Here is a 26525-nt window from a genome sequence, read left to right on the forward strand (position 1 = left end):
AGCGAGGAGCAACCATCCCATGACGGTCTCGGCCCGGTTGAACGTCAGCCCGGAATTCCCGGCGGTGCTGGAACGAATCGACGCGCTGTCCGGGCTCCTCGAATCGAACGCGGGCGCGGCCGAGGAGCTCGGCCGCCTCACCGAGGACACCGCGCGGAGGTTGCTGGCCGCGGGAGCTGTCCGGGCCGGGCTGCCGAAGAGCCTCGGCGGCCACGAGTTCTCCCCGCGCCAGCTGATCGAGATGATCGAGCGGATCAGCTACCACGACGCCGCGGCCGGATGGACGATGATGGCGATGCAGCACATCACCGGCACCACCGCGGCCTACCTCGGTGCCGAAGCCACCGCCGACCTGTTCGCCGACGTCGCGGGCGGCGACCACGCGTTGGTGGCCGGGCACGGCACCAGGCCCGGCCGTGCCGTCCCGGTCGACGGTGGCTACCTGGTGAGCGGGAGTTGGCAGTTCGCCTCCGGGATGGCGTTCGCCACCCACATCCACAGCGCGATCCTGGTCGAGGGCACCGGGGAACTCCGCGTGCTGGCGATGCCGAAGTCGCAGGTGGGTCTTGTCGACAACTGGGACGTGCTCGGGCTGCGCGCGACCAACAGCATCGACTACCACTGCTCCGACGTGTTCGTCCCGGCCACGCACACCTATTCCGCGACCACGACGACCCCGGCCAACGGCGGCGCGATCTACCGCCTCGGGCTGGTGAACACCTCCGCGATCGGGCACACCGGCTGGACGCTCGGTGTCGGGCGGCGCCTGCTCGACGAGCTGAAGCTGCTCGCCGCGACCAAATCCGGAACCCGCAACGCCGCCGTCGACACCACGCAGTTCCACGCGGAGTACGCGACCGCCGAAGCCAGGCTCCGCTCGGCGCGTGCATGGGCGATCGCCGAATGGCGAAGCATCGAAGCCACCTTGGCCGCGGGCGAGCCGTTGAGCACCGAGCAGGACACGCTGATCAGGCTGACGCTCAACCACACGACGTGGACCGTGCAGGACATCGGCCGGACGGTGCACCGATGGGCGGGCACAGCGGCGATCCGCCGCGGGCCGATCGACCGGTTCCTGCGCGACCTGGCCACCGGTGCCCAGCACACCACTTCGGGCCCGGTGGTCCTGCAGAACTGCGGGAAATGGCTCAGCGGCGCACAGTCCGAGGCGCACTGGGAGTTCCTTGACCTGGTGCCGTGACGATCAAAACTAGGCCCCCACTCGCCGACCTGCGAACTCCAGGATGGAGTCTGCGACGTAATCGATCATCTCCGTCGTGATGCCCGGGTACACGCCCACCCAGAACGTCCTGTCCGTGATGGCATCGCTGTTGTCGAGAACTCCCGACACCCGGTACTCCACTTCGCGCATGGCGGGGTGGCGGGTGATGTTGCCGCTGAACACGCGCCGGGTGGCGATGCGGCGGGACTCGAGGAAGTTGGTGAGGTCGTGGCTGCTGTAGTTGGCCGTGGGCAGGACCGTGATAACGAAGCCGAACCAACTCGGGTCCGAACCAGGAGTGGGCTCGGGCAGCAGCAAGCCGGGGGCGCCGTCGAGCGCCTCCCTGAGCCTTTGCCAGTTCCGCCTGCGGTCCTTGCCGAACTCGTCCACTTTGGCCAGTTGGCTGAGGCCCAGCGCCGCCTGGAGGTCGGTTGACTTGAGGTTGTACCCCACGTGGGAGTACACGTACTTGTGGTCGTAGCCGAACGGCAGCTCTCCGAACTGCTGGTCGAAGCGCTTGTGGCAGCGGTTGTCCTCGCCCGGGGCGCACCAGCAGTCCCTCCCCCAGTCCCGCAGCGATTCGACGAGGGTCGCCAGCTTGACGCTGTCGGTGAGGACGCAGCCGCCCTCGCCCATGGTGATGTGGTGGGCGGGGTAGAAGCTCGTGGTCGCGAGATCCCCGAACGTGCCGGTCAGCTTCCCCTGGTAGGTCGATCCGACGGCGTCGCAGTTGTCCTCCACCAGGTGGAGGCCGTGTTCGGCCGCCAGGGCGGCGATTTCCGCGACTTCGTAAGGGTTTCCCAACGTGTGGGCCAACATGATCGCGCGCGTCCGCGGGCCGATCGCCGCCGCCACCCGCTCGGGCGTCGTGTTGTAGGTGCCGAGGTCGACGTCGACGAAGACCGGGACCATGCCGTTCTGGACGATGGGGTTGACCGTCGTCGGGAAGCCCGCCGCGACGGTGATGACCTCGTCCCCCTTCCGCAGCCGGTGCTCCCCCAGCTCCCGGCAGGCCAGCGCCGACAGCGCCAGCAGGTTGGCCGAGGAACCCGAATTGACCAGATGGGCTTTGCGGAGGCCGAAGTACTGGGCGAACTTCCGCTCGAACGTCCGGGCGCTCACCCCTGCCGCTATCCGCATGTCGAGTGCGGCTTCGACGAGAGCTGTGCGGTCGTTCTCGTCGAGCACGGCACCGGACGACTGCACCAGGGTCTCGCCGGGGTTGAACTCCCCGCCCTCGTGCTGCCGGTGGTACCCGGCCACGAGTTCGAGGATCTCATTTTTCCTGTCGTGCACGAGAATTCCCTCCCCACGGTGTGGTTCGATCAGTTCCGGCAGGAAAGAAGAGGGCGTTGTGGTCCGCCAAGCGTTCGGACCGCGCATAGCCGATGTCGGCGAGGAACTGCTCGACTTCGTTCGTCGACGCCGCACGCCTCAGCAGCGTCGAGCTCCACTCGATCACGATCAGGCTCGGCCGGTATCGGAGCAGAGTCTTGCGCATGCCTTCGAGAAAAGCGACCGCACGCCGGCGTCTTGAGGCAGGCTATGTTGTGCACAGCGACGTCACGCCAGCACCACCGGACTACCGGCGGGTCGTGCGGCCGCCAACCACCCATGCTTCACCTCCGCAGCATCGCGCCGATCGGGGACCCGGAGGAGACGATCTCGCGCAATCGCCTCCACGGACCGTGCGGTCGCCTCCGCGGCGGGAAGTGCAGCAGCTCGGTCAGGAACCACATCACCTCGTAGACTTCGAGGCGAGGCACCAGGTCCTCCCCCGCGAAGAGCTCGGGGTAGGTGGTCCCGATGTCATCGAGGGCGGGGGCGAAATCGACAACGTCCTCGGCGCCGCGCGGCAGGCCGACGTAGTCCGCCGGCGCTCGGACGAACCGGACGATCGTGTCGAGCTCCTGATCGCGCGGGGCGAGCCGACTGCCCTCGAAGTCCAGCACCGCGGTGATCGCCCCGTCCGCCCAGAGCAGGTTGTCGAAGTGGAGGTCGCAATGGGTCAGCACGTTCTCCTCAGCCGCGGTGAAGCAATGGAGTCGTGAAGCGACATACGCCTCCAGCTGTTGCAGAACATCGGGGTCGACACCCTCCAGAGCGGCGGCCGCGCGCAGAAACTCAGGAAACAGGCGCGGCGGCGGATGGTAGGCGTCTTTCAACCTGGCCGGGTCGTGAAAGGCGGCCGAGAGCCACGGGTTCTCGAATCCGGCGGGAACCGCGGTGGCGTGCAGGGCCTTGAGCACCGAACCCAGCTGGCGGCCGACGCTGTGCTGATCGGCACGGGTCATCTCCGACCACGCTCGGGCCACGGTCTGCCCGTGGGAACGTTCCGAGATGATCCACTCTCGTTCAGCGACGACACCGTGCGCGAGGACCGGGGAGACGGGTACCGATCCCTCGATCAGCGCGACGACGCGGGCCTCGTGCGCGAACGCTCCAGGAAATCGTCCGGACGAAATCCGGATGACGTGCCGCTCGGTGCGCCACACCTGGTTTCCCGCGGAACTCACGCAAACCAGGTCGTTCGCGGGGAGCCCCTGTTCCGCGAGCAGGTTCTCCACGAACGCGGGTCCCTGGTCAGACTGATGCATGGTCACCTCCGAATTCGCCAACGCCGCCGTGCGGGAAACCCTCGGTCAGGGCTCGGTACTGCGCGCACGTCTCGACGAGAACATCGGCCGCTCCCTGCCCGACGACGAGCCCGTCGGAGAGGACGACGACCTCGTCGCAGCGGTGCGCGAGGCAGGGACTGTGAGTGATGATCACGATGCACACGCCAGGTATGGCAGCCCGCAGCGCCGCGCACAACTCGAGAGCCTCGTCCGTCGTCATGGCGGACAGCGACTCGTCGAACACCAGGAGTCCGGGCCGCGCGAGAAGTGCCCGGACCGCGGCGACTCGCTGCCGGTCGAGGAGCCCGAGCGGCTCGGCATCGACATCGGTGTCCAGTCCATCGGCGAACCCGGTCATCCAACCGGTCAACGACAGCTGGTCCAGTGCGCGGGCGAGCACGTCGTCAGGCTGCGCGGGCCCGGGGTAGGAGAGGTTGTGCCGCAACGATCCGTGAAACAGCTGCACGTCTTCGGGCACCAACGTGGCGGTGCCGAACAACCGTCCGGCCACCTCGATCCGCCCGGAGTCAGGTTCCAGAACACCCGCCATGAGCCGTGCGATCGTGCTCTTGCCGGAGCCGCTCACCCCCACCAAGGCGGTCGTGGTTCCGCTGCGGAGTCCGAAGGTGGCACCACGGAGACTGAAAGACGCTTCCGCGTCGTACCTGTGCCACACGTCTTCGAATCGCAGGAACTCCCGGTTCTGCGAGTAAATCCTTGCCCTGTTGGCCGACCGTGACACGGAGGAAGGCTGGATGCAGTCGAGGAGGCGTGCCGCGGCGGCTGTGGCATTTTGCAGGAAGTTGAGCATCTCCGCGAGCGCCTGCACCGGTCCAGTCAACAGCTGCACCAGGAACACCGCTGCGACCAGCTGGCCGACGCTGATCCAGCGCTCGGACAGCAACCACGCCCCCACCCCCAGCGATGTCGCCAGCGACAGCGCGGCCCACACCTCGATGGTGGCCGTCATGCCGGCCGACAGCAGCTCGGCCCGCTTCTGGCCGGAACGGTACTCGCGCAGCTGCGCTCTGACGCGACCCTCGACAAATCCCCGCGCCCCCAGATGCCGCAATCGCGGCTCGTAACGGACGTACTCGGTCAGCGACGCGAGGAGCATCCCCAGGCGGAAACGGACGAAGGAAAACGCGCGCAGCGCACGAGACCGCACCAACTTCGCCAGACCCCAAGCCGGAAGTACACAGAGGACAATGCCCGCCACTAGAGGCCACGAGTAGAACAGCAGCAGCAACACGGCGACGAGCATTTGGCCGACGTTGAGCACGGCGAGCACACCGAGCGTCCGCATGAAGCGGGCGACGATCTCGATGTCCACCGTCAGCATCGCCACGGCGTCACCGGATCGCGGGCGTGCCCGCGCACCGAGGCGCTGCAAAAGCGAAGCCATGAGCGCGCTGCGGATCTGGGACGCCGCCGTCTCCGCCGCGGTGTACATCCGGCGGTAGGTGGCGTACGAGGCCACAGCGCCGACCAGGACCACCGTGAGAGCCAGGGCGAACATGGGAGACATGCGGGCGCCGGTGCCCGATCCCGCCCTGCCGAGTCCGATGCTCTCGACGACCTGGTCCACGATGAGCGGAACCGCGACGAGGCTGGCGCTCGCGACCATGCCGCACAACGCGGTCACCGGCAGCCCGCAGTAGATGGCGGGCGCTGCCCTGGACAACCGGTACAGGGGCGAGAGGCTCAACTGGGTCAGGAGTCGCTGGTGCAGCGCCCGCCAGCTCGGACTGGGGCGCGTCATGAGGGCCCGTCCTCCTTCCTGCCGGCGCGCAGGCGAACGAGCTCGACGTGCTCCATCGGGTCACGCGGTTGGCGGGTCACCACCATCACGGCCGGCGGAGACGACATCTCGGCGAGGGTGGTCAGAATCCGGTGTTCGGTCACGACGTCCAGGCTTGACGTCGTCCCGTCGAGCACGATCAGGGCCGGCCTCTTCGCCAGTGCCCGGGCGATCCCGACCCGCTGGCGTTCGCCCGCTGACAACGACTTCCCCTCTTCGCGGAGCAGCGAGCCGGCGCCGTCCGGCAGTTTCCGGATCAACGGTTCCAGCGCCGCTGCCCCGATCACGGACCGGAACTCGTCGGCGGGTAGCTCGGCACCGAGGCAGATGTTGTCCCACAGGCTGGCTGCCAGGACGAAGGGATGCTCCTCGACCAGGACCAGCCCGGCCCGAGTGCGGTCCTCCTGGAGGCGGACAACGCTGCCCGAGTCCGGTTCGATGTCGCCGCGCACGAGCGCCGTCACCGTGTCGACACCGTCCTCGTGCGTCCCGGCCACGACCACGGGACGCCCCGGCCTGATCACGAGGTCGAGCCCCTTCACACCTACCTGATCGGAATCTCCCTCCACGGTGGCGTTCCTGAGTTCGACACGGCAGGCCCGCCAGGCGACGCCCTCATCACTTGGCCGCGGTGTCACCGCCGCACCTGGCTGAACATCAAGGAGTTCGGTCAGGCGTCCGAGGCTGGACTGGCTCCTGGGCAGTTCTGCGAGCAGCGGGCCGAGGCCGCGCAGCGGGGTGAAGAGCAGGTTGGTGAGAAACACCGCTTGGACCACTCCTCCACCGGAGATGGCGCTCCCCTCAACCAGAAGCACCCCGACGATCAGCATGACGACGGTGTTGGCCGGCACGATCGTGTCGAGCAGAGCCTCGAACAGCGACCGCACCCGGCCCACGCTCAGGCGAGCGTCGCGCAGCGCATCGCTCACCCGGTCGAACTCGGCCTGGTGGCGCGACTCGCCGGAGAATCCGGCGATGGTCGCGTGCTTGGCGAAGATCTCGCCCGCGGTCGTCGCGATGTCTCCCCGCAGGTTCTGGGCGACCCGGGTCCGCTTCTCCTGGCGCTGCTGGTAAACCACGCTCGCCCAGGCGACGGCCAGGAAGCCGGCGAGACCGACCGCGGCGAGCCGGACGTCGATGGTGGTCAGCAGAACGACCCCGGCCAAGGTCATGCCCACGAGCGCGATCGCGGTCGGCGGGACCATCAGGAACACCCACGCCTCATCGACGTCGGCCCCGATGCGGCTCTGCACCTGACCCATCGCGCTGTCGGGCAGGCGCCTTCTGAAAGCGCCGACTTCCCCCAGCACCTGCTCCCGAGTCGCGTGCTGCATCCTGAACTGCAGCAGATTCGCGAACACACGGCGCCCCAGCCGAAGTGCGCACCTCCCGGCGGCCAGCAGTACGAGCAATCCGCAGACGAGGACCACATAGGACCCATCGAAGCCCGCCCCCGAGGAGGCGACGACGGAGTCGGTGGCCAGGCCGATCGCGTACCCGTACATCGCCGCGGAGCAACCGTAGAGCGCTCCGCACACCGCCCCGCACAGCGACAGCCCGGGAGACCGGCGCCACGACGTGACCAGTGCCCGCCGGACGAACCCCGTACCGGCCGACGCCGAGGGCATCACCATGACCACGCCTCGCACCGGCTTGTCTTCGAGATCCACTGCGCATCGTCCATCTGCCCGCACAGCCAGTCGAGCGGGTCGCCGCGGGCCGCGACTTGTCGCAACCCGCTGCTCCGCCGCTTGCGCGACGGCCCGTCGAGCCGGAGGGCGGTATGCAGGGCCGCAGCGTGATCTCCGACGTCGTACGGCTCGACCCCGAAGCAGTGCGGGGCCAGCAGTCCGTACGATCCCGCGGTCCGCGACAGCACCACCGTTCCGTCCGCGCGGTTCAACAATGGGCCTTCGAGCGATACCTGGTTCATCCCGTCGGCGAAGGGCACGACGTCCAGCACGTCGTAGCGGATGTATCCGGCGATGGCGCGGACGAGATCGTCCTGGAACTCGATGTCCACCGGACGCCATCCGGCGCGTCCGAACCTCTCGTTCAGCAGCTCGGCCTCGGCGCGGATGTGCTGGCGCAACGCGGACCATTCGGCGACCGACTCGCGCGACGGCAGCAGGCGTGCCCGGTACACGACATCGTCCCCGATGTCGGTTTCGCCGAGCAATTTCGCATACGCGTGCAGCGATCCGAGGAAGTTCTTCGCGGGATCGACACGTTCGGTCCGGAAGATCAGCTTCCGCGACCCCACCTGGCGTCGCAGCTCGGACACGGCCGCATCGACCGCGGACGACTGCGCGAGCCCTCGCAACCGCCGGTCGCAGATGGGCAGCGGATACGCCTTCGCGAGCGTCGACCGGCCGGACGGCAAGCGCACCACCCCGCGGTCGAAGTCGACGGGGAGGTCGAGGACGGAACGGCAGCAGCGAAGGAAGTTCTCGACCGACTCAGGGGTGTGGAACCCGACGACGTCATTGCCGAGCAGACCGCCGAACAGGTCGCGCAGAACGTCCTCCGGGAGGTGCCGTCGCCAGACTTCGAGCGGCGGGAACGGTATGTGGACGAAATGGTGCATGGACACGTCCGGGCGGCCCGTCCGCTCCAGCCAACGGCGGACCAGCGCCGGTGCGAGATACCACTGGTAGTCCTGCCAGGACACCACCACCGGACCGGTCAACCGGCTCAGCTGGCGGCAGACGTTCGAGGCGGTGTCGCGATTGACCTGCCGGTAGCCCGATCCGTAGGCATCCCGTTCCGCGGCACCGAACGCGCCATCGGTGAGGATGCCGTGCTGGAGCTTCCAGATGATCGGGTTGACGAACCGCTCGTAGGACCTTCGGTAGAGCGCCCTCCCGCTCCGGGTGAGGGACACGGTGAACGTCTCACCGGACGCCGACACCCTGACCGGTCCGTCGCGGGCGATCGAGTGCTCGTGCGGCGAACGCGCCGAGTTGACGAAGACCTTGGGGAAGGGCGTCTCGACGAGGTTGATCGCCCAGCCCCCAGGGTGAACCGGGACCTCGACGGGACCGCTTCCGCGCGAGCCGGTGGTTGATTCTCCCGGCACCAAAGGGGAAAGGTCCACCACGCAGCGGTCGTGGACGAAGACGATCGTGGGCCGCTCCCCCAGCGTCGTCCCCCGGGGAGCGCTTCCCGGTACGAACTCCTGCGCGCTCATCGGGCAACCGCCGCCCGACTTCTTTCCGAGACGAGCGAGACGACCGCGTCGGCGGGCAGGCGCAGCGCGTCACGGCGGTGGACGGAACCGGTCGAGCGCCCGGCAAGGACCCGCACCGTTCGCAGGAGCGTGAGCAGCAGGAACTCCGCAGCACCCAGGTACCTGGCGTAGAACCGCGCTTCGCTTCGCATCTTGCGGCGGCGCACCTCGGCCGCGTTCCAGGTACGCCCGGTCGAAACGCCTGCGAGGTGGACGATCTCCTCACGAGGATCGGTGTCGACGCGCCAGCCCCGGCGCTGCAACCGCCAGCAGACGTCGATGTCCTCGGCGTACATGAAGTAGTCCTCGGCGAAGCCCCCGATGTCCTCGAACGCGGGGCCGCGGAACACCAGGCACGCGCCGACCAGCCAACGCGGCGTCCGCCCGTCGTTCCCGTTCTCGTCGTGCACCCGGGGTCCGCTCATGAGCAGATCCCACTCGCGGCGAACGGAACGGAACTCGTGGGCGACCTTCGCGCGCTGTCCTGCCGCGGAGCGCTGGACCCCGGGAGCGACCACGCCGAGCTCCGGGTCCTCCTCCAGGACGGACACGAGCCGCCGGAGGACCTGGCCGGGAAGCAGGCAGTCGGAGGCCATCGCGACGAGGTGCGCGGCCCCTGCTCCCTCCCGGGCGCCGCGATTGATCGCCGCACCATAACCGCAGTTCTCCGGGACCGGAACGAGCGTCGCGCTGTTCCCCAGCCCCTCTTCCAGGAACGCCGTCGTTCCGGGGGTCGATGCCACGTCGACCACCACGACCCGGGTTCCTTCCGGCGCACCATCGCGAACGGTGCGCACCGCTTCCAAGGTCAGCTCCTCGGTCCGGTAGTTCACGATGACGACGACGGTCGATCCGCGCTCGTCGGCCATGTGCTCCCTCCTCCCGCATACCGGTGGGCGAAACGTTTCATCACGTCATCGCTTCGAACGCCCCGGTGAGCGAGAGCCGTTCGACCACGAACCCCTCGGCGAAGTCCGATCTCGCCGCGTGACCGGTGGTGCGCGCGATGGACACCAGGAGATCGACATCGATCCAACCGGCAGGCTGGACCTGGCTCCGGTGCTGCTCGACCAGTTCCGCCTTCGCGTCGAGGAACTCGCCGATGTCCACATAGGCGTTGGCGTTCGCGTCCCTGCTCGAAAGGCCCTTGTAGCAAAGGATCGAGCGTTCCCTGCGCAGCGCCGACATGGTGGCCAGGCTCGTCGTACGGTGATCCTGGTGCGAGTCGTTCGGATCGTGGACGTAGACGAGCGAGGGCGCGAACTCGGCCGCGACCTTCTCGATCAGTTCTATGGCCGGGAGCGTTTCCAGTGCCTTGTCCTGGAATCCGCCGAAGGTCAACGACGCCCCGAGCAGCTCGGCGGATCGTTCGGCCTCACGACGTCGCAGACGGCAGGATTCCTTCCCTTCGCGGAAGTCGTCGGTCATCACGACCATGTGGACATCGTCGTTTCGCTTGCGATGCCACAGCAGCGCACCGCCGCAGCCGATCTCGATGTCGTCCGGATGCGCGCCGATCGAGAGTACCCGCATCTTTCACCTCCACTTGGTTCCACATTCGACTGGCTTCACAGGAAGGGGACGAAGTGGTCCCAGGAGCGGTCCACGTCGTCGCGGGGTTCGAGCACGAGCAGGCGTTCGCGCCCGAGGTCGTCCCGCAGTCCGGGGCGGGCGGTGGTGCGCCACCCGAGGTTGTGCACGAAGAAGCCGACCGCGCCCCGCACGGACGGGAGATGGATGTCGTCCACCACGATCCGCCCGCCGGGCGACAGGCATCGAGCGAGGTGGTGCAGGTCCATCAGGACGTGCTCGAAGTGGTGGTCCCCGTCGACGAGCGCGAGGTCGAAGCGGACCGACTGCCCGGCAAGGCCCGGCAGCCAGTCCTCGGACCGCCGCTGGACGAGGCGCACGTCGTCTTCGAGACCGGCCAGCTCCAGGGCCACGAGCCCCGCCGCGTCCCAGATCGAATGCTGGAAGGGATCCACCGCGACGTGCTTCGCGGCGCCCTCCGACCGGCGCGAGGCCAGGAAGATGGAGGCCACCCCGAGTCCCAGTCCGATCTCGACGGTGCGCTCGGCTCCCAGCCGGTCGGCCAGCTCCACGACGTAGTCGCAGGCGGGCAGCGGCATCGAGGTGTGCGAGGTCTTGAACTTCCGCCCGGTGCGGCCGAACGCGGTGTTCTCGCTGAACATCTCCTCCACGACGGCCCGTGCGCGTGCGTTGGTGCTCAACTGGAACCAGCTCCCTTCTCGGGGTTTCGGCCGTCGAACCGGAGCCCGCCGTGGGCGAGCAGTTGGCGCGCGAGGGTCGGAGCGGGCACGTCGCTCGACAGCATCGTGCTGGGCGTGCGTGCGCGGAATTCGCCTTCCTGCTTGCCGATGGCGGTCTCCGGCGACCTGGCGGCACCGTCGACGAGCGTGATGTCGGCGATGTTGTACCGGCGTGAAAGATCGTCGGGCAACCGTTCGGGTGTGCTGTCTCCGGCCCAGATCAGGACGACTGACGCATCCCGGCTCCCGGTACTGGCCAGCTGGACCACCGACTCGGAAGACGCTCCGGGTTCGAGGGCGAGCGATGCGAGGGCCCCTGCCGAAGCGGCACGCATGGCTCCCGTGAGTTCGGATCTCGCCTCCGAGCTGACCTTCCCGCGGAGGAGGAAGACGAGAGGACGAGTCGTGGGTGCTTCCGAGGAGTTCCCCAAGAGCCTCCGGTACGCGCGGAGGTACAACGCGCTGACGGCGTGGTAGTTGAAGTGCTCCGCTCGCAGGCGACAGGCGACGGGATCGATGTCCGCCAACCGCTCGACCGCCTCGACCGCCTCGCCGACGCCGGATGCGAGGAACCCCGTGCGGCCGTGCTCGATCACCTCCGGAGCCGCGTTGGACCCCGACGCGATGACCGGGACTCCCGACGCGAGCGCCTCCAGCAACACCATCCCGAACGGCTCACCGTAGAGGTTCGGGAACAGGAGCGCCGAAGCGTGCCGGAGCAGTGCCCGCCGCTCGTGCTCGACCGCTTCTCCGAAGTAGACGATCTGGCTCCCGTCGATCTCGGGGGCGATCGACCGCAGGTAGAAGGACTGGTCCTTGGGGAAGACCGGGCCCGCCAGCACAAGCTTCCGACCCGACGCACGCGCGATGCTGATCGCGTCCATGATGCCCTTCTTCTGCGACATCTTGGACAGGACCAGCAGGTACCCGCCGTCCTCGCCGCGCGGAACCCCGAACTCGGCGGTGTTGACGCACGGAGGTATCGGATCCGTGATCCGCGTACCACCGATGCGCTGCGCCTGATCGGCGGAGATCGGGACCAGCCACTGCCGGGAGATCCCGGTCCAGACGTCCTGCTGCTCCAGGTGGCAGGTCGTCATCACCTCGCTGCCGCGGACAGGTTCGAGGTACGGGGCGAGGACAGATTCGTGGTTGTGCACCAGGTCGTACTGCGGAGCGAGGCGGTGCACGAGCTCGGCGACGCGCTCCAGCACGCTTTCCACCCTCTTGACCGGAGCATCCGCTGCCGGGATGAGGCGCCGCGCTTTCGTGCGCGAGTCCCCGCTAGCGATGAGGTCGATCTCCTGGCCGTGCTCGAAGCAACCCTGCACGAGCTGGTCGACGATCCGCCCCACTGATCCGTACCGGTAGGGCGGAACACGCTCGGTCGACGGGCCGACGTACAGGATTCGCATTCCTCACTCACCCTTTTCCGCAGGCGACCGTTTCGGTGTCGAACACCGTGTACTCGGCGTTCGCCGTGATGACGTTGCGGTACTGCGACGCGGTGACGCCGACGCCGTGTTCGGCGATGTTGACGAGCATGATGATCGTGCTGTTGGAGGTGACCGTGATCGTGTACGGGGCTTCCGCCGCTGCCTCGGCGCAGCGTTCGGCCACGAACGACTCGGTCCGCGCGCGGAAGGACTCGAAGTCCTCGCCGAGCGGGATGTTCAAGCGTTCGAGACCGCGGCCGAGCTCCCGCCAGCGCTGGAGGGAATCGGCTGCTTCCGGGTACTTCTCGGCTGCCTCCGCGCGCGACAGGCCGTCGAGCACGCCCAGGCCCATGGGGCGGATGCGCTCGTCGGAATCGTGTGCGACGCCGAAGGAATCGGCCAGCAGCCGCGCGGTTTCCTCGATGTGGACGCGATCGCAGAAGAACACGCGGGACGGTGTCCCGAACGAGCTCGCGAGTTCCTTCGCCACGTCCCGCACCTGATCTCGCCCTTGACCGGTGAGCGGAAGTCCTGGTCCGCCGTGGCGATCGAGGGCGTTCTTCTGCGAATGTCCGTGGCGGAGGAACACCATCCTGGTCACGGCCGCCTCCCCGCGCCGGCGGTGGGCGTCAGCACGTACAGGTCCTGGTAGGCATAGCCGTCGCGGCGACCGCTCCACCTCCCGGGGAGGTGGGTCACGATGCTCAGCCCCTCCTCGGCGAGGAGCTTTTCGAGCTGCTCCCGGTCGTAGGCGACGACGTGCTCGGGGCAGTCGGGGTGCTCCACCCGGCATCCGCCGTGTTCGTGCGCGAAGGTGTACACGCTGCGGCCACGGCTGATGTTGCTGGAGCTGGTCTCGTCGAGGACGAAGAACGACGTCACGAGATGTGCGCCGTCCCGCGCGACGCGGCGCGATTCGCGAAGGTACGTGGTGACCGCCGATGGCAGCATGTGCGTGTACACCGAAGAACTCAGCACGAGGTCGAAGCTGGAGTCGTTGTACGGGAAGCGGATCTGCTCGGCGGTGCGGGCGCCCTTCGTGTGGTAGTGCTGGTTGTGCACGTCGAGGTGTTTGAACGAGATGCGGTCGCCACTCTCCCGCCACTGGCTCTTGCACCAGTCGACGGCCTCCGGAACGATGTCGAACCCGTGGTAGGAGCCGTCACGGGATAACGACCGGATGATCGCCCACGCCTTCCTGCCCACACCGCATCCCACGTCGAGCACCGCGCTGTCCGGCTTCATCCCGAACCGCTTGAGATATTTCTCGTACTCCCAGCCGTTGAAGAGGTAGTGGGCGGCGAACGGCGGTCCCTCGTAGAGCAGCGAGGTCGGCGGGATGCTTTGACGGCTTGCGGCGCGGACCAGTCCGTCGACGGCGCGAAGTGCGACCTTCATCGGGCGGTTCGGTCTGCTCACCGGGCGGCTGGCAGCGATCGTCAGCGCTAGAGACTCCGCTGCGAAGCGGGCGTGCTCAATCATCAATCGGTTCCTTCCCCTGTCGGTCCGCTTCGTGAGCGAGACGGCTGAGGCCGGCGTAGGCGGCTGACTTCGCCTCCCGAGCCGCCGCAGTGGGCTCGACGGTCAGATCCGGAACCGTCCTCGCCGCGAGCCTGTCGATGAGTTCGGGTGTCGACCGGGTGATCCCGCCCGCCAGGACCAGCAGGGAGGGCAGCGGGCCTCGCGCACGCATGCCTTCCAGCGCCTCCAGGAGCATCGAAACCACGAAGTCCACCTCTTCTGCGGTCACGGGGTACGACAGGCGCTTGGCCTCGATGGTGGAGTTCAGGCAACCGTGACTGCGGCATCCCTCGCAGAAGTTCCGCCCGCCGACCGGGATGTGGCCCATGTCCGCGTCGACTGCCGAACCGTTGCGCACCAAAGCGGTTCCGACGCCGGTGCCGAGCGCGGTGTAGAGCAGGTCTGGCGGTTGCGCGCCTTCGCCGGACCTGAGAACCGCCTCGCCCAGGCCGGCCGCGACGGCATCGTTGACGAGCACTCCGATGGGGTGCAGGTCCAGCTCGTGCGCCGGGTCGGCGACGTCGGGCCATCCGAGGTTCGACGCGTAGAGCACCTCCGGTGGACGGATGACGCCGGGCACGGCGAGGGCGTACCGGGCGCCGGGTTCTCGCCGCACCCCGTCGGAGAACTGGAAACCCCCTTGTGCCTCAACACTGCTCTGGGCAGACGACCCACCGATCTCGACGAACACCCACCTGGGCATCAGACAGGCTCCTCCTGACGGACCCAATTCGCATTGTTCAACGGCTTTTCTTCGAAGTCGTTCGTGAAGTAGCGGCGCATGATCACGCCGGTGCGGTAAGCGAGCGCACGGTGATCCACCGGCAGGCGGAACAGTCCGTTCAGGTACTGCGCGGTCAACTGCGCCCCGGCCCGTTCCGAGAGCGGGAACCCACCGGCGAAGCGCGGGTTGACCTCCGTGAGGTGTATCCCCGAGTCCGCGCCGAGAAATCCTTGCACGTTGCAGACCCCGCTCGCGCCGAGGGTGTCGAGCACCGCTGCGATCGTGCGGGCCGCACCGTCGTGGTGAATCGTCTCACTCACGACCGAGACGCCTGCTTTCGTCCTCCGGCGGATCCGCAGGACGATCGACGCCCGGCCGGCGCGGTCCACCAGGCAGTCGGCGGTGAACTCGTCGCCTTCGATCCTCGGCTGCACGATCAGGCCCGGGATCGCGCGACCAAGGGAGCGAGCTTGCGCGAGGTTCCGGCAGCGGAACGTGTCCTTCGCGCCCCTGCCGAAACGAGGCTTCACGATGAGGTCGCACCCGCCGGGAAGGTCCGGAGTGGACTGTTCCCCGTCGAGGGAAGCAGTGTGCGGCACCCGAAACCCCCGCGCGGAGAGGAACTCGTAGAAGGCGAGCTTGTCGAGGCACAAGCGCAGGTACTCGGCATCTGGAATCCAGGCACGCGTCCCGGTTTCGTCGAAGGTGTCCGGTTTCCGCGCCAACTCCAGAAGCTCGGACTCGACGGTGCTGATCAACGCGTCCGCCCGCGCCTCACGGCAGGTGTCCCGCAACGCGGGCACGAAGTCGGGGGCGTCGGACGTCGGTATCAGCCGGGAGCGCTGGGCGTGGACGAAGCCCGGCGACCAGCTGTCCGCGTCCAGGCCGAGAACGTCGTAACCGTCCTCGTGCAACCGTTGGGCCAGGCTGTAGCCCGCTGTTCCGCCGACTCCGGTGACCGCGATCAATCCTCTGGACACACCGGGACCTTCCGTGTTCGAGTGGCTTACTTGGTGATGAGGAACGAACCCATCGCGAGGGCGTCCATCTGCGAGGTGAACAGCAGTTTCAGCGCCTCCGGGGGCCGCGTGACGATCGGTTCCTCCCGCCCGTTCAGGCTCGTGTTGAGCACGGCGGGCGCACCCGTGCGCTTCTCCATCTCGCGCAGCAATGCGGTGTACGGGTCGTCTTCGCCGTAAGCGACGCGCTGGACCCGGCTGGTTCCGTCGTCGTGGACGACGGCGGCCAGGCCGTCGACATCGACGGCGTCGAGGGCGAGCGCCATGTGGGGCGACGCCTGGTCCGCGTGCTTCCACCGGGTGTTCATGTACTCCCCGGGAAGCACGCTCGGGGAGAACGGGCGCCACGGTTCGCGGTTCTTGATCTGCGTGTTGGCGCGCCACGCCAGGTCGTCGCGGTCCGGCCTGGCGACGATGCTGCGCGCACCGAGCGCTCGGGGGCCGACTTCGGCGCGGCCCTGGAACCATCCCACCACACGTCCGTCGGCGACCAGGTCCGCGGTGTCCGCGGCGATGTCGTTGCTCCTCTTGTGGCTGATGCCGTAGCTGCCGAGGATTCCCGCGATGTCGCCGTCGGAGTAGCTCGGCCCGAGCCGCGCGTCGGTGATGTCGGGCCGGCGGTGATCACCGAGGGCGTTCAGCACCTCCACCGCCGCCCCCAAGGCGCCGCCCATGTCCGCGGCCACCGGCGGCACGTAGATGCCGCGCAGGTTCGGGAGCCGGGTCAGCAGGGATCCCATTGCCTTGCAGTTGAGTCCGACACCACCCGCGACGCACAGGTGCTCCAGCCCCTCGCGCCGCAGGTAGGTCGAGGCGATGTCTTCGAGGTATTCCTCGAAGGTCTTCTGCAGGGAGGAGGCGAGATCGGCCGCCGCGTCGGCGACAGGCGGGTGGAGGCGGGCGCCGGTCACGCGGTCGTACCGCGGAGAACGCGGCCGGGAAGCTTCGAATCCGTACTGCTGCAGCCGCGATCCGAGCCACGACTCCGCCTCGTCGTAGTAGGCCCCGCCGAGTCTTCGGTTGTCGCGGACGACGTCTGCCATCCCGACTTCCTCCGGGCTGGGAAACCCCTGCCCGAAAGTTCGGAACTCGTCGAAGACGCCCGCGTACCGGGGCGTGCCGAGGGCGGCCAGCGCCATGGTCTTGCCTGCGTGCTGCCAGGAGCCCAGTCCGGTGTGCTCGGTGACCATCTGGTAGAGCCAGCCCCAGGAATGCTGCAGGCCGGCGCTCGCCAGCTCGACCAGCCGGTCGCCGTCGGCCCGGTAGACCACCATCGACCTGGCGTCCCCGTAGCCGTCGATGGTGAGCACGAGCGACGAGCGGTACGGCGATGTGCGGTAGGCCGACGCGGCGTGCGCGAGGTGGTGGTCTACGTAAAACGTTTTAGGGAGATCACGACCCGCGAACGCGGAAGCGGACAGCTCGGCGTATTCGGGCGAGTCCGCGGAGATCTCGTCGACATCCCCGTCGAAGTGCGGATTCCAGGCCAAACCGACCGCGTCGACATCACCGAGTTCCACACCGGATTCCTCGAGCACCCAGTCGATGCAGCGGCGGGGCCCCGATCCGACGGCGTGCCGTTGTCTGCTGAGCCGCTCCTCCTCGACATAGGCCAGGATGACACCGTCTTCAACCAGGCACGCCGCGGCATCGTGGCGATAACCGCCGCTCAAGCCCAGGCATCTCACATCTTCCTCCTCGGAGTCTCGACAAGTTCCGCGAGGGCGAAGCGTCCGCCGGGCGATGTGCTCCAACATCGCCGCATCGCCCGGCGGATAGCGAAAATCAGTCCAGAACAGACCTGTGATCAGTAACCTGCGATCAGTAATTGACCCCCTACCTACCGCGAAGCTACCCGGCGGCCAAAAGTCGGTCAAGGCCGGAAGTCGGCCCGTTTGCGGGTTTCTCACGCGAAGGGCCTAATCGGACGACAGCTGACGACGAATCCACCGCCGGGCCGGACGCTCGACGTACTTATACGTCAATAGAGCCACTACTGCGATGGATGCGACGTAGACTCCTGTCACCGCAATACGAATGAACAACTGCTCATGTGTGTAGTCGGCCGTCGGCAGTAGATGGCTCAGCGCGGTGATGACGACGACGTGCGTCATGTACAAGGCATAGGAAGCTTCGCCGCCGAATACCATGGAACGCGACGACAAAAGGCGCGCGAGCGGGCCGCGCGTTCGTGCGATTCCCCAGATGACCAGCGCGAGCGCCGGAGCCAGGGTGTAGAGATTGCCGTCCAGCGCGACGGTCAGAACAATGCTGGCCGCCAGGATCACCGCGAGCCGCGCTCCCGCGGCCAAGCCCTGTCCCAGCGGCGTCTCCCGGTGGAGCACATAGAGCAGGCAGCCGGTGGAAAACTCCGTGGCCACGCGGATGAGGGGCTCGAATCCGGAACCGGCCGAGGTGGCGAGAGCGGCGATGCCTCCGACGACGGTCACGACAAGACCGGCGTACGCCCAGGTGGCGCGGGCGAGGCCCCATCGGCACATGACGAACGCCAGGAAGGGGAACACGAGGTAGGCGAACCACTCGGCGCTGATCGACCACGCGGGATAGTTCCAGGTGAAGTCGCTGGTTCCCCATGCCTGGACCAGGAAAACGTTGGCCACGAACGCTTCTGCGCTGTAGACCTCGCCTCCGGAAGCCGTGGTGGCCACCTCTGGCGTGACGGCGACGATCACCACCATCGCCAGCAGGGTGACGACGTGGACGGGATAGATGCGCGCCAACCGCATGCACAGGAACCGGACCAGCGCCCTTCGGCGGAGCCGAGCGAAGGCGTCCAGGTAGTTCAGCGAGAGGATGAACCCGCTCAGCGTGAAGAACAGGTCGACGCCCAGCCCACCGTAAACGGCGAAGTCCAGCTGCTGCGCGAGACCTGGCAGGAGGCCGGCGAGAGGTTCTTCCCGGAGGTGGAACGCGACGACCGCCAGTGCGGCCACGATCCGGAGCCCGGTCAGCGCTGGAATGACCGAACGCTGACCGGGGTCGCTTCGCACGGATGAATGGGGAGGTGGCAAGGCATCTCCGTGGTGCTCGATCGGGGCTTGAGTGCTACTCCGGCGTCGGAACGTTCCGCCGCACGAGGTCGGGATGCCGTCGGATCGCAGTGCGGAGCGACTCCCGCCATGGAGGCAGCGGAGGAAGCCTGGTCGCCCGCCAGGCAGCGTCGGAGAGAACCGACCACGCTGGTCGGCGCGCAGGCCGCGCGATTCGGCGGGTCGTGATGGGGCGGACCCGCGACGGATCGCTGCCGATTTCCTCGAGAACGGCGCGGGCGAAGCCCCAGAACGTGGTCCGGCCGGCATCGGTGACGTGCAATGTCCCGGTAGAAGCGTCGGAGGACGCCAACGCGACGATCGCCTCGGCCAAGCTCGCAGCCCAGGTGGGCTGACCGTGCTGGTCGTCGACCACTTCGAGCGTGGGGTTGCGAGCGGCGAGATCGGCGATCGTGCGGACGAAATTCGTCCCGACAGCTCCGTACAGCCACCCCGTACGAACGATGTGGTGACCGGCGGGCGCCGCATCACGCACCCGCTCCTCGCCCTCGACTTTCGTTCGCGCGTAATGGTTCAGCGGTCCGGTCGGGTCGTTCGGCTCGTATCCGATCCCGTCTGTCCGTGCGCCGTCAAAGACGTAGTTGGTTGAGATATGAACAATACGAGCACCGACGCTTGCGCAGGCGCTCGCGAGAAGCCCCGGTGCCAAGGCATTCGCGGAGTGAGCGGCCCTGCGCGCCTCCGGATCGCTTTCAGCGAGATCGACCGCGGTGAAAGCCGCGGCATTGATGAGGACACCGCGCTCAGCCGACGCCTCGCCCCATCTCCGAACCACGGCTGCCACTTCATCCGGATCGCTCACGTCGAACTGGGCACGGGTCAAGGCGAGAGCCGACTCGCCACGCCGGGCGAGAACCCGAACGAGCTCGGTGCCAAGACCCCCTCCGGCCCCCGTGATCAGCCACCGCATAGACACCTCCTGGCTTGCGCTTGGCGTAGCGGTCACCCGCGATCCAATAGCACTCCAAGACCCCCACGACGTTTCGCCGGACCATACGCGATAAGCCGGGATAAGGCGAAGGAATAGCGATAGACATGAGGCGTTGCCATTCAGGGAATGGGTTGCTGCTCTGCCGAGCCCACCAGTCGACTGAGCCCCTGCGCCAAGTGGAGCGCCATATGATGCACGCTGTCGAGCAGGCTCGACACTCGCAACAGATGTCCACAGTGGCCGGACTACGACAGCTCCTTCCCCTCGGTTTCCGGAAGCGCGAGGGCGAAAGCGGCCGTCAGCACGAGGAACCCGACGACGGAGGCGACCACGGCGGTGAACCCGGCCGCCTGCGCGAGCAGGAAGCCGATCGCCGTCGGGGCGGCCGTGTTCGCGACCCGCTGCCCGGCGATGCCCCAGCCGTAGGCGGTGCCGCGCACGGCTGTGGGGTAGAGCTCGCCGAACCAGGTGTTCCAGACGCCCCACGCACCGAGGCTGAAGAACGCCAGCAGGAAGTTGCCTGCGTAGAGCTGGGGCATCGACGCGGCCGAGGCGAACAGCGCGCCCCCGACCCCGGCGCCCGCGATGTAGCCGACGAAGACCTTCTTCCGGCGGTACCGGGCGGTCAGCGCGGACGCCGTCAGGTAGCCGGGGAACATCAGCAGCGCGCTCAGCGCGATGAACGTCAGGCTCGACGACAGCGACAGCCCGCGTTCGGCGAGCAGCGTGGGCAGCCAGGTCTGAAGCCCCCAGTACGCCCAGGCGAACACGAAGTTGATCGCGACCTGCAAGAGCGTGTAGCGGCCGAGCCTGCCGCGCAGCGGGGACGCCGACGGGTCACCGGTCCGCGTCGGCGTGGTCAGCACGATGCCGTCAGGGACGTGGGCCCCGCCGAGCCACCGCAGGGAGTCGCGCGCCCGCTGCTGCTTGCCGCGCATCGCCAGCCAGTACGGCGACTCCGGCACCCAGGCGAGCACCAGGAACGCGCACAACGCGCCTCCGGCGCTGACGCCCATGAACAGCCGCCAGTCGCTGCTGGACAGCAGCGCCGCGAGCCCGGTCGCGACCAGCAGTCCCACCGGCCAGCCCGATGCCAGGTACACCGTCGCGCGCCCGCGCACCCGGACCGGCATCAGCTCCTCGAAGTACGGGTAGGTGATCGAGTGCGCGCCCGCGTAGAGGAGCCCGGCGAGGAACCGGAAGACCAGCAGCGTCCAGTAGTCCGGCGCCAGCGCGCAGCACACCGCGAGCACGCCGTAGGCGAGCATGCTGATGACGAACGTCGGCCGCCGCCCGATCCGGTCCGCGATCGGCCCCCACAGCAGCACACCGGGGATGGTGCCGAGGAACAGCGCCGAGATCAGCGTGCCCAGCCCGGCCTGGTCGATGCCCAGGTCGTGCTGGATGCCGTCGGCGACGTAGACCATCGCCTGCAGCTCCCAGGAGTCCACCGCCGCGGCGACGAACAGGCCGAGCCCGGCCAGGACGTGCCGCCGGGTCAGCCGCATGTCCCTGAACACCTCGCCGACCTCACGGGTGGCGGGCTCGGTGTGCGAAGCATCCCGATCCATCCTTGGCTCCCTCCGTGCGCGATGCCGGGAAACTACGCTCGGGCGGCCCCGCGATGGTGTGTTCCGTGCACACCAGCGGGCCATCGGCTGTGCATCGCGCCCAGCGGATGCACCGACTCCGTTCCTACCGTCTGCGGTATCAGCCATCCGACACGAGGAGTCAGGCTATGGGCTACCGGGTCTCCATGGACATCGGCGGGACCTTCACCGACGTCGTGGCCTGCGACGACACCACCGGCACCTACACCGCCGCGAAGTCGTCGACCACGCCGCACGACCTCACCGAAGGGGTGTTCGCCGCGCTGGGCGCGGTGGGCGTCGACCCCGCCGACATCGCGTTCACCGTGCACGGCACGACGCAGGGCCTGAACGCCTTCCTGCAACGGCGCGGCGTTCCGGTGCTGCTGCTGGCGACCGAGGGCGCGGGCGACGTGTACCAGATCGCGCGGGGCCACCGGAACCGGTTGTTCGACGCGCACTACCGCAAGCCGACACCGCTGGTCGACCGCAGCGCCACCGTCGAGATCGGCGGCAGGCTCGACCACGCCGGTCGGGAGATCGCCGCACTCGACGAACCCGCGCTGCGCGCCGCGGCCAGGCGCTTCCGCGCCGAGGACTTCGGGGCGATCGCGGTCTGCTTCCTGTTCAGCTACCTCAATCCGGAGCACGAGCGGCGGGCCGCCGAGGTGCTGCGCGAGGAACTGGGACCGGACGCGCCGATCTCGCTGTCCCACGAGGTCGCGCGCGAGTGGCGGGAGTACGAACGCACGTCGTCGACCGTCGTCGAGGCGTACACGGCCCCGGTCGTGCGGGAGTACCTGTCCCGGCTGGAAAAGGAGTTCACCGGGCGGGGGCTCGCCGTGCCGGTGCACGTCATGCAGTCCTCCGGCGGCATCGTCAGCGCGGAGGCGGCGCGCAGGCGACCGCTGCAGACACTGCTGTCCGGGCCGGTCGGCGGCACGATGGGCGGCGTCGCGCTGGCGCGGGCGCTGGACCGGCCGAACCTGATCTGCGTGGACATGGGCGGCACGTCCTTCGACGTGTCGCTGGTCGTCGGCGGTCAGCCGGACGTCTCCACCGAGGCGGAGATGGAGGGCTTCCCGCTGATGATGCCGGTGGTCAACATCCACACCATCGGCGCGGGCGGCGGCTCGCTCGCCTACGTCGAGGGCGGTGGGCTGCGGGTCGGGCCGGAGTCCGCGGGTGCCGATCCCGGTCCGGCGTGCTACGGGCGCGGCGGCACGCGGCCGACGGTCACCGACGCCAACTGCGCCCTCGGCCGGGTGGACCCGGACTGGTTCGCGGGCGGGCACCTGAGCCTCGACGTCGAGGCGGCCCGCCGCGCTCTGTCCACTGTGGGCGACGATCTGGGCCTTGAACCCCTGGAACTGGCCGAGGGCATCTGCGACGTGGCGAACGCCAAGATGGCGCAGGCGATCCGGACGCTGACCGTCGAGCAGGGCATCGAGCCGCAGGAGTTCAGCCTCGTCGCGTTCGGTGGCGCCGGTCCGATGCACGCCGCGTTCCTCGCCGCCGAACTCGGCATCTCCGAGGTGATCGTGCCGCGCTGGCCGGGCGCGTTCTCCGCGTGGGGCATGCTGGAAACCGACATCCGCAAGGATTTCGCGCAGCCGCACTTCGTCGGGGGAACCGACCTCGACGGCGCGGCGATGGCCCGCGCGTTCGGCGAGCTGGAGCGGGAGGCCGCGGACGCGCTCGGCGAGGAGTCGGTCACCGCGGACCGGCTGCGGGTCGAGCACGCTGTCGACGTGCGCTACGTCGGTCAGCAGTACACCCTGGCCGTGCCGATCTCCCACGCGGGCGAACCGGCGGAGGCCGGGTTCGTCGATGCGGTCGCGGCGCGGTTCTCGGACCTGCACGAGCGCCGATACGGCCACGCCAACCCCGGCGCGCCGATCGAGTTCGTGACGCTGCGGACGATCGCGTTCGGCCACCTGGAGAGGTTCGGCGCGACGCCGGTCGGCGGCGGCGACCCCGACGCGAACCGGATCACCCGGCCCGTGGTGTTCGACCGGTCCGAACAGGACACCACGATCCTGCGCCGCGACGATCTGCCGCCGGGACACGCGGTGCCCGGCCCGGCGATCGTCGTCGAGTCCACCGCCACAACTGTCGTTCCGCCCGGATTCCGCTGCACGACAGACGAAATCGGCTCCCTCTTCCTCACCGGAGGCAACCAGTGACGCGTCCGACGATCGACCCGATCAGCACCGAGATCATCCGCTGCGCCCTGGTCAACGCGGCGGAGGAGATGAACACCGCGCTCATCCGCAGCGCCTACACGCCGGTGATCTACGAGGGCCGGGACTGCGCGGTGGCGCTGCTCGACGCCGAGCACAACGTGCTCGGCCAGTCCTCGGGGCTGCCGATCTTCCTGGGAAACCTGGAGATCTGCACCCGGCACACCGAGGCCACCTTCGGTCCGGAGGTCTGGCAGCCCGGGGACGTGTGGCTGCTCAACGACTCCTACATCGGCGGGACGCACCTCAACGACGTCACCGTCTACGCGCCGGTCTTCGCCGACGGGCGGCTGCTGGGCTTCGCCGCCTCCCGGGCGCACTGGCTCGACGTCGGCGCCAAGGATCCCGGCACACCGATGGATTCCACGTCCATCCACCAGGAGGGCCTGAGGCTGGGCCCGATCAAGGTCGTCGAGGGCGGCCGGGACCGTGCCGACGTGCTGGACCTCATCAGCCGCAACCTGCGGTTCCCCGCGTCGGCGATCGGGGACCTCGGCGCGCAGATCGCCTGCGCCCGCACCGGGCAGCGGCGGCTCGCCGAGATCGTCGACCGGTGGGGGCTGGACGAGGTGCTCGCCGCGCGGGACGAGATCTTCCGCCAGACCGAGCGCCTGGAACGGGAACGGGTCGCCGCCATCGCCGACGGCGTGTACGAGGCATCGGGGCAGCTGGACAACGACGGCATCGCCCTGGATGTCCCGCTGCCGCTGACGGTGCGGGTGACGGTGCGCGGTGAACGCATGAGCGTCGACGTCACCGACTGCGCCGACCAGGCCACCGGTCCGGTCAACTGCGGTGCGGCGCAGGCGGTTTCTGCCTGCCGCGTGGCGTACAAGCTCCTGGTCAGCCCGCGGGTGGCGCTCAACGGCGGGTCGTTCCGGCCGTTCGAGGTGCGGGTGCGCGAGGGATCGATGCTCGGCGCCACCGACCCGGCGGCCTGCGGCTGGTACTTCTCCCACCTCGGCCTGCTGATCGACCTCATCGTGCGCGCGCTGGCCCCGGCGGTGCCGGAACGGGCCGCGGCGGCCAGCTACGGCGACTCGATGATCGTGCAGCTCCACGGCACCGACCCGCGCACCGGCCGGGACTACGTGAGCCTGGAGGCGACCGTCGGCGGGTGGGGCGCCTGGCGGGGCAGCGACGGCGAGAGCGCGCTGATCAACAACGTCAACGGGTCGCTGAAGGACATGCCGATCGAGGTGTTCGAGACCTGCTACCCGATCCGGGTGCGGCGCTACGGCATCCGCCCGGACTCGGGCGGTGCCGGCCGGTGGCGCGGCGGCAACGGCGTCGTGCGCGAGTACGTGGTCGACGCGGACACCACGCTCTCGCTGTGGTGGGAGCGCTCGACAACCCCCGCGTGGGGCCTGTTCGGCGGCGGTGCGGCGCAGCCGCCGGAGGTCGTCATCAACCCGGGGCGGCCCGACGAACGGCGGATGCTGAAGGTCAACGGCCTGCCGCTGCGCGCAGGTGACGTGGTCCGGTGCAGCACCGGCGGCGGAGGCGGCGTCGGCGATCCGGCGGAGCGCGCGGCCGAAGCCGTCCGCGAGGACCTCCGGACCGGGATGATCACCACTGCGGAGCCGTACGGCGAGCGGTGAGGCGGCCTGGTCCAGCGCCGAACGCGCCCCCGCTGCCCGAGTCGGGGGCGCGTTCGCTGTCAGGCCCCGGAACGGGACCATCGCCGGGCGCCCGTTCCCGGCAACCGAAGCCCACCCGGCATGTTTTCCTTCCACTGCAACCGAAGCCCCTGATGTCCGTTCCCGGCGACCGAATCCTTCGCCGCAACCGAAACCGCCGGGGTCAGCCCTCCACCCGCAGCAGATGGCAGGCCAGGTGCAGCGCAAACCGCTGCTGCGGATCTCCCGTGTCCGCACCGAGTTCGCGGAGCCGCTCCAGCCGCGCCGTGACCGTGTTGCGGTGGACTTCGAGCGCTCGCGCGGAATCCTTCACCGACCCACCCGCGTCGAGCACCGCGCGCAGCGTGGGCAGCAGGGTGCCGTCATCGGCGGCGAGCACGCCGTCGAGGACGTGCCGCGCCGTTTCGGCGAGCTCGGGCGGCAGGGCGGCGAGCAGGCTGCGCGCGCCCAGCTCGTCGGCGCCGAGGACCGCTCCACCGCCCTGCTGCCGCGCCACCGCCGCGGCGGCCCGCGCCCGCTGCACCGCACCGGGCAGATCGCCTGCCGCTGCCTGCCCGGTCCCGGCCGCGACCGGTGCCAGCGCGGCGAGCCGCCGCATCCCCGCGGCGACCTGCTTGCCGCTCGGGAGGAAGCAGATCCACTCCCCCGCTCCCGGTGCCAGAGCCGCGCCGGTTCCCGCTGCTTCCCACGCCGCGCACAGCTCGACGTCCGGAACTTCCGGCGGTGAGCCCACCGCTACGACGACCACCGCGAGCACCGGGCCAGACGTCGGCCAGCCCAGCGCGGCCAGGTCCTCCCGCAGCTCCTGGACGCCTGCACCGCCGAGCACCCGGCGCAGGACGGCCGTCGCGGCGGCCGGACGCCGTTCGGCGCGCAGCCGGGCCATCGCCGCCCACGCCGTGATCTGCCCGGTCGCGATCTTCATGACGCCGCGGACCGTGCGGTGCCAGCCCTGCGACCGGTCGCCGAGCACCGCGACCAACCGGCCGAGCGCGGTGCCGACCCCGGGCACGTCCTCGGCCAGCACCTCCTGCCCGCGCAGCCACGCCTCGCGCGCCTCCTTGCGCCCGGCGACCAGTTCGCCCGCCGGATCCAGCAGCGCGACCCGGACACCGGGCAGCTCGGCGTTGAGCACGCCGAGCACGGCCCGGGCCGTCGGCCCCGCCTCGGCGATGCGCAGGGCGCAGCGCTCGGTGACCGCCGCGCGACGC

22 protein-coding genes are annotated in these 26525 nt (G+C 69.0%); 3 read left to right on the forward strand and 19 right to left on the reverse strand.

What is annotated here, in order from left to right; all coding sequences use genetic code 11:
- Nucleotides 1-19 precede the first annotated feature (19 nt).
- Nucleotides 20-1201, forward strand: coding sequence for an acyl-CoA dehydrogenase family protein (locus ABD691_RS18300; RefSeq protein ID WP_344681231.1), 1182 nt, complete (start codon nucleotides 20-22; stop codon nucleotides 1199-1201).
- A gap of 9 nt (nucleotides 1202-1210) precedes the next feature.
- Here ABD691_RS18300 and rfbH read toward each other — a convergent pair whose 3' ends face one another.
- From rfbH to ABD691_RS18390, 18 genes are all read right to left on the reverse strand, one after another.
- Entirely contained in the window at nucleotides 1211-2518 is a 1308-nt protein-coding gene (gene rfbH / locus ABD691_RS18305; protein WP_344681232.1) for a lipopolysaccharide biosynthesis protein RfbH, read from the reverse strand.
- Nucleotides 2499-2723: a class I SAM-dependent methyltransferase gene (locus ABD691_RS18310; protein WP_344681234.1), complete on the reverse strand. Its 225-nt coding sequence runs from the start codon at nucleotides 2721-2723 to the stop codon at nucleotides 2499-2501. Before ABD691_RS18310 ends, rfbH begins: the two co-directional genes overlap by 20 nt.
- A gap of 118 nt (nucleotides 2724-2841) precedes the next feature.
- Nucleotides 2842-3789, reverse strand: a complete 948-nt coding sequence (locus tag ABD691_RS18315) for a phosphotransferase family protein (protein WP_344681236.1) — start codon at nucleotides 3787-3789, stop codon at nucleotides 2842-2844.
- A gap of 16 nt (nucleotides 3790-3805) precedes the next feature.
- Complete coding sequence (locus ABD691_RS18320) at nucleotides 3806-5602, reverse strand: ABC transporter ATP-binding protein (RefSeq protein ID WP_344681238.1); 1797 nt, start codon at nucleotides 5600-5602, stop codon at nucleotides 3806-3808.
- Complete coding sequence (locus ABD691_RS18325) at nucleotides 5599-7311, reverse strand: ABC transporter transmembrane domain-containing protein (protein ID WP_344681240.1); 1713 nt, start codon at nucleotides 7309-7311, stop codon at nucleotides 5599-5601. The genes ABD691_RS18320 and ABD691_RS18325 overlap by 4 nt, the downstream gene beginning before the upstream one ends.
- Nucleotides 7269-8831, reverse strand: a complete 1563-nt coding sequence (locus ABD691_RS18330) for a trehalose-6-phosphate synthase (RefSeq protein WP_344681242.1) — start codon at nucleotides 8829-8831, stop codon at nucleotides 7269-7271. Before ABD691_RS18330 ends, ABD691_RS18325 begins: the two co-directional genes overlap by 43 nt.
- The gene (locus ABD691_RS18335) at nucleotides 8828-9739 is read right to left on the reverse strand and encodes a glycosyltransferase (RefSeq protein ID WP_344681244.1); all 912 of its coding nucleotides are present in this window, start codon (nucleotides 9737-9739) and stop codon (nucleotides 8828-8830) included. The genes ABD691_RS18330 and ABD691_RS18335 overlap by 4 nt, the downstream gene beginning before the upstream one ends.
- 40 nt (nucleotides 9740-9779) lie before the next feature.
- On the reverse strand, nucleotides 9780-10403 hold the full coding sequence (locus tag ABD691_RS18340; RefSeq protein WP_344681246.1) for a PIG-L deacetylase family protein: 624 nt from the start codon (nucleotides 10401-10403) through the stop codon (nucleotides 9780-9782).
- A 35-nt stretch (nucleotides 10404-10438) separates the two neighbouring features.
- Entirely contained in the window at nucleotides 10439-11101 is a 663-nt protein-coding gene (locus ABD691_RS18345; RefSeq protein WP_344681248.1) for a class I SAM-dependent methyltransferase, read from the reverse strand.
- A complete protein-coding gene (locus tag ABD691_RS18350) occupies nucleotides 11098-12555 on the reverse strand; it encodes a glycosyltransferase (protein ID WP_344681249.1) in 1458 nt (485 codons plus the stop codon). The genes ABD691_RS18345 and ABD691_RS18350 overlap by 4 nt, the downstream gene beginning before the upstream one ends.
- Before the next feature lie 7 nt (nucleotides 12556-12562).
- The gene (locus ABD691_RS18355; protein WP_344681337.1) at nucleotides 12563-13168 is read right to left on the reverse strand and encodes a histidine phosphatase family protein; all 606 of its coding nucleotides are present in this window, start codon (nucleotides 13166-13168) and stop codon (nucleotides 12563-12565) included.
- A gap of 5 nt (nucleotides 13169-13173) precedes the next feature.
- A complete protein-coding gene (locus ABD691_RS18360; RefSeq protein ID WP_344681250.1) occupies nucleotides 13174-14058 on the reverse strand; it encodes a class I SAM-dependent methyltransferase in 885 nt (294 codons plus the stop codon).
- Nucleotides 14051-14800: an ROK family protein gene (locus ABD691_RS18365; RefSeq protein ID WP_344681252.1), complete on the reverse strand. Its 750-nt coding sequence runs from the start codon at nucleotides 14798-14800 to the stop codon at nucleotides 14051-14053. Before ABD691_RS18365 ends, ABD691_RS18360 begins: the two co-directional genes overlap by 8 nt.
- On the reverse strand, nucleotides 14800-15789 hold the full coding sequence (locus ABD691_RS18370; RefSeq protein WP_344681254.1) for an ATP-grasp domain-containing protein: 990 nt from the start codon (nucleotides 15787-15789) through the stop codon (nucleotides 14800-14802). The genes ABD691_RS18365 and ABD691_RS18370 overlap by 1 nt, the downstream gene beginning before the upstream one ends.
- 38 nt (nucleotides 15790-15827) lie before the next feature.
- Nucleotides 15828-17513, reverse strand: a complete 1686-nt coding sequence (locus ABD691_RS18375; RefSeq protein WP_344681256.1) for a carbamoyltransferase C-terminal domain-containing protein — start codon at nucleotides 17511-17513, stop codon at nucleotides 15828-15830.
- A 246-nt stretch (nucleotides 17514-17759) separates the two neighbouring features.
- Nucleotides 17760-18851 (reverse strand): acyltransferase family protein, encoded by a 1092-nt coding sequence (locus ABD691_RS18380; RefSeq protein WP_344681258.1) that lies wholly within the window; start codon nucleotides 18849-18851, stop codon nucleotides 17760-17762.
- 55 nt (nucleotides 18852-18906) lie between these two features.
- Nucleotides 18907-19821, reverse strand: coding sequence for a dTDP-4-dehydrorhamnose reductase (gene rfbD / locus ABD691_RS18385; RefSeq protein WP_344681260.1), 915 nt, complete (start codon nucleotides 19819-19821; stop codon nucleotides 18907-18909).
- A gap of 266 nt (nucleotides 19822-20087) precedes the next feature.
- Nucleotides 20088-21497, reverse strand: a complete 1410-nt coding sequence (locus ABD691_RS18390; RefSeq protein ID WP_425565102.1) for an MFS transporter — start codon at nucleotides 21495-21497, stop codon at nucleotides 20088-20090.
- Nucleotides 21498-21580: 83 nt separating this feature from the next.
- Here ABD691_RS18390 and ABD691_RS18395 point away from each other — a divergent pair, with 83 nt between their 5' ends.
- Together ABD691_RS18395 and ABD691_RS18400 are read left to right on the forward strand one after the other, a co-directional pair.
- Nucleotides 21581-23617 carry a hydantoinase/oxoprolinase family protein gene (locus ABD691_RS18395; RefSeq protein WP_344681264.1) on the forward strand — a complete coding sequence of 679 codons (2037 nt, stop codon included), beginning with the start codon at nucleotides 21581-21583 and terminating at the stop codon, nucleotides 23615-23617.
- Nucleotides 23614-25275, forward strand: a complete 1662-nt coding sequence (locus ABD691_RS18400) for a hydantoinase B/oxoprolinase family protein (protein WP_344681266.1) — start codon at nucleotides 23614-23616, stop codon at nucleotides 25273-25275. Before ABD691_RS18395 ends, ABD691_RS18400 begins: the two co-directional genes overlap by 4 nt.
- A 202-nt stretch (nucleotides 25276-25477) precedes the next feature.
- Here the strand turns inward: ABD691_RS18400 and ABD691_RS18405 are convergent.
- Nucleotides 25478-26525, reverse strand: a 1048-nt coding sequence (locus ABD691_RS18405; protein WP_344681268.1) for a helix-turn-helix domain-containing protein, incomplete at its 5' end; no start/stop codon positions are given.

This window comes from Saccharopolyspora taberi (genome assembly GCF_039534165.1).
In the GTDB taxonomy this organism is placed as follows: domain Bacteria; phylum Actinomycetota; class Actinomycetes; order Mycobacteriales; family Pseudonocardiaceae; genus Saccharopolyspora_D; species Saccharopolyspora_D taberi.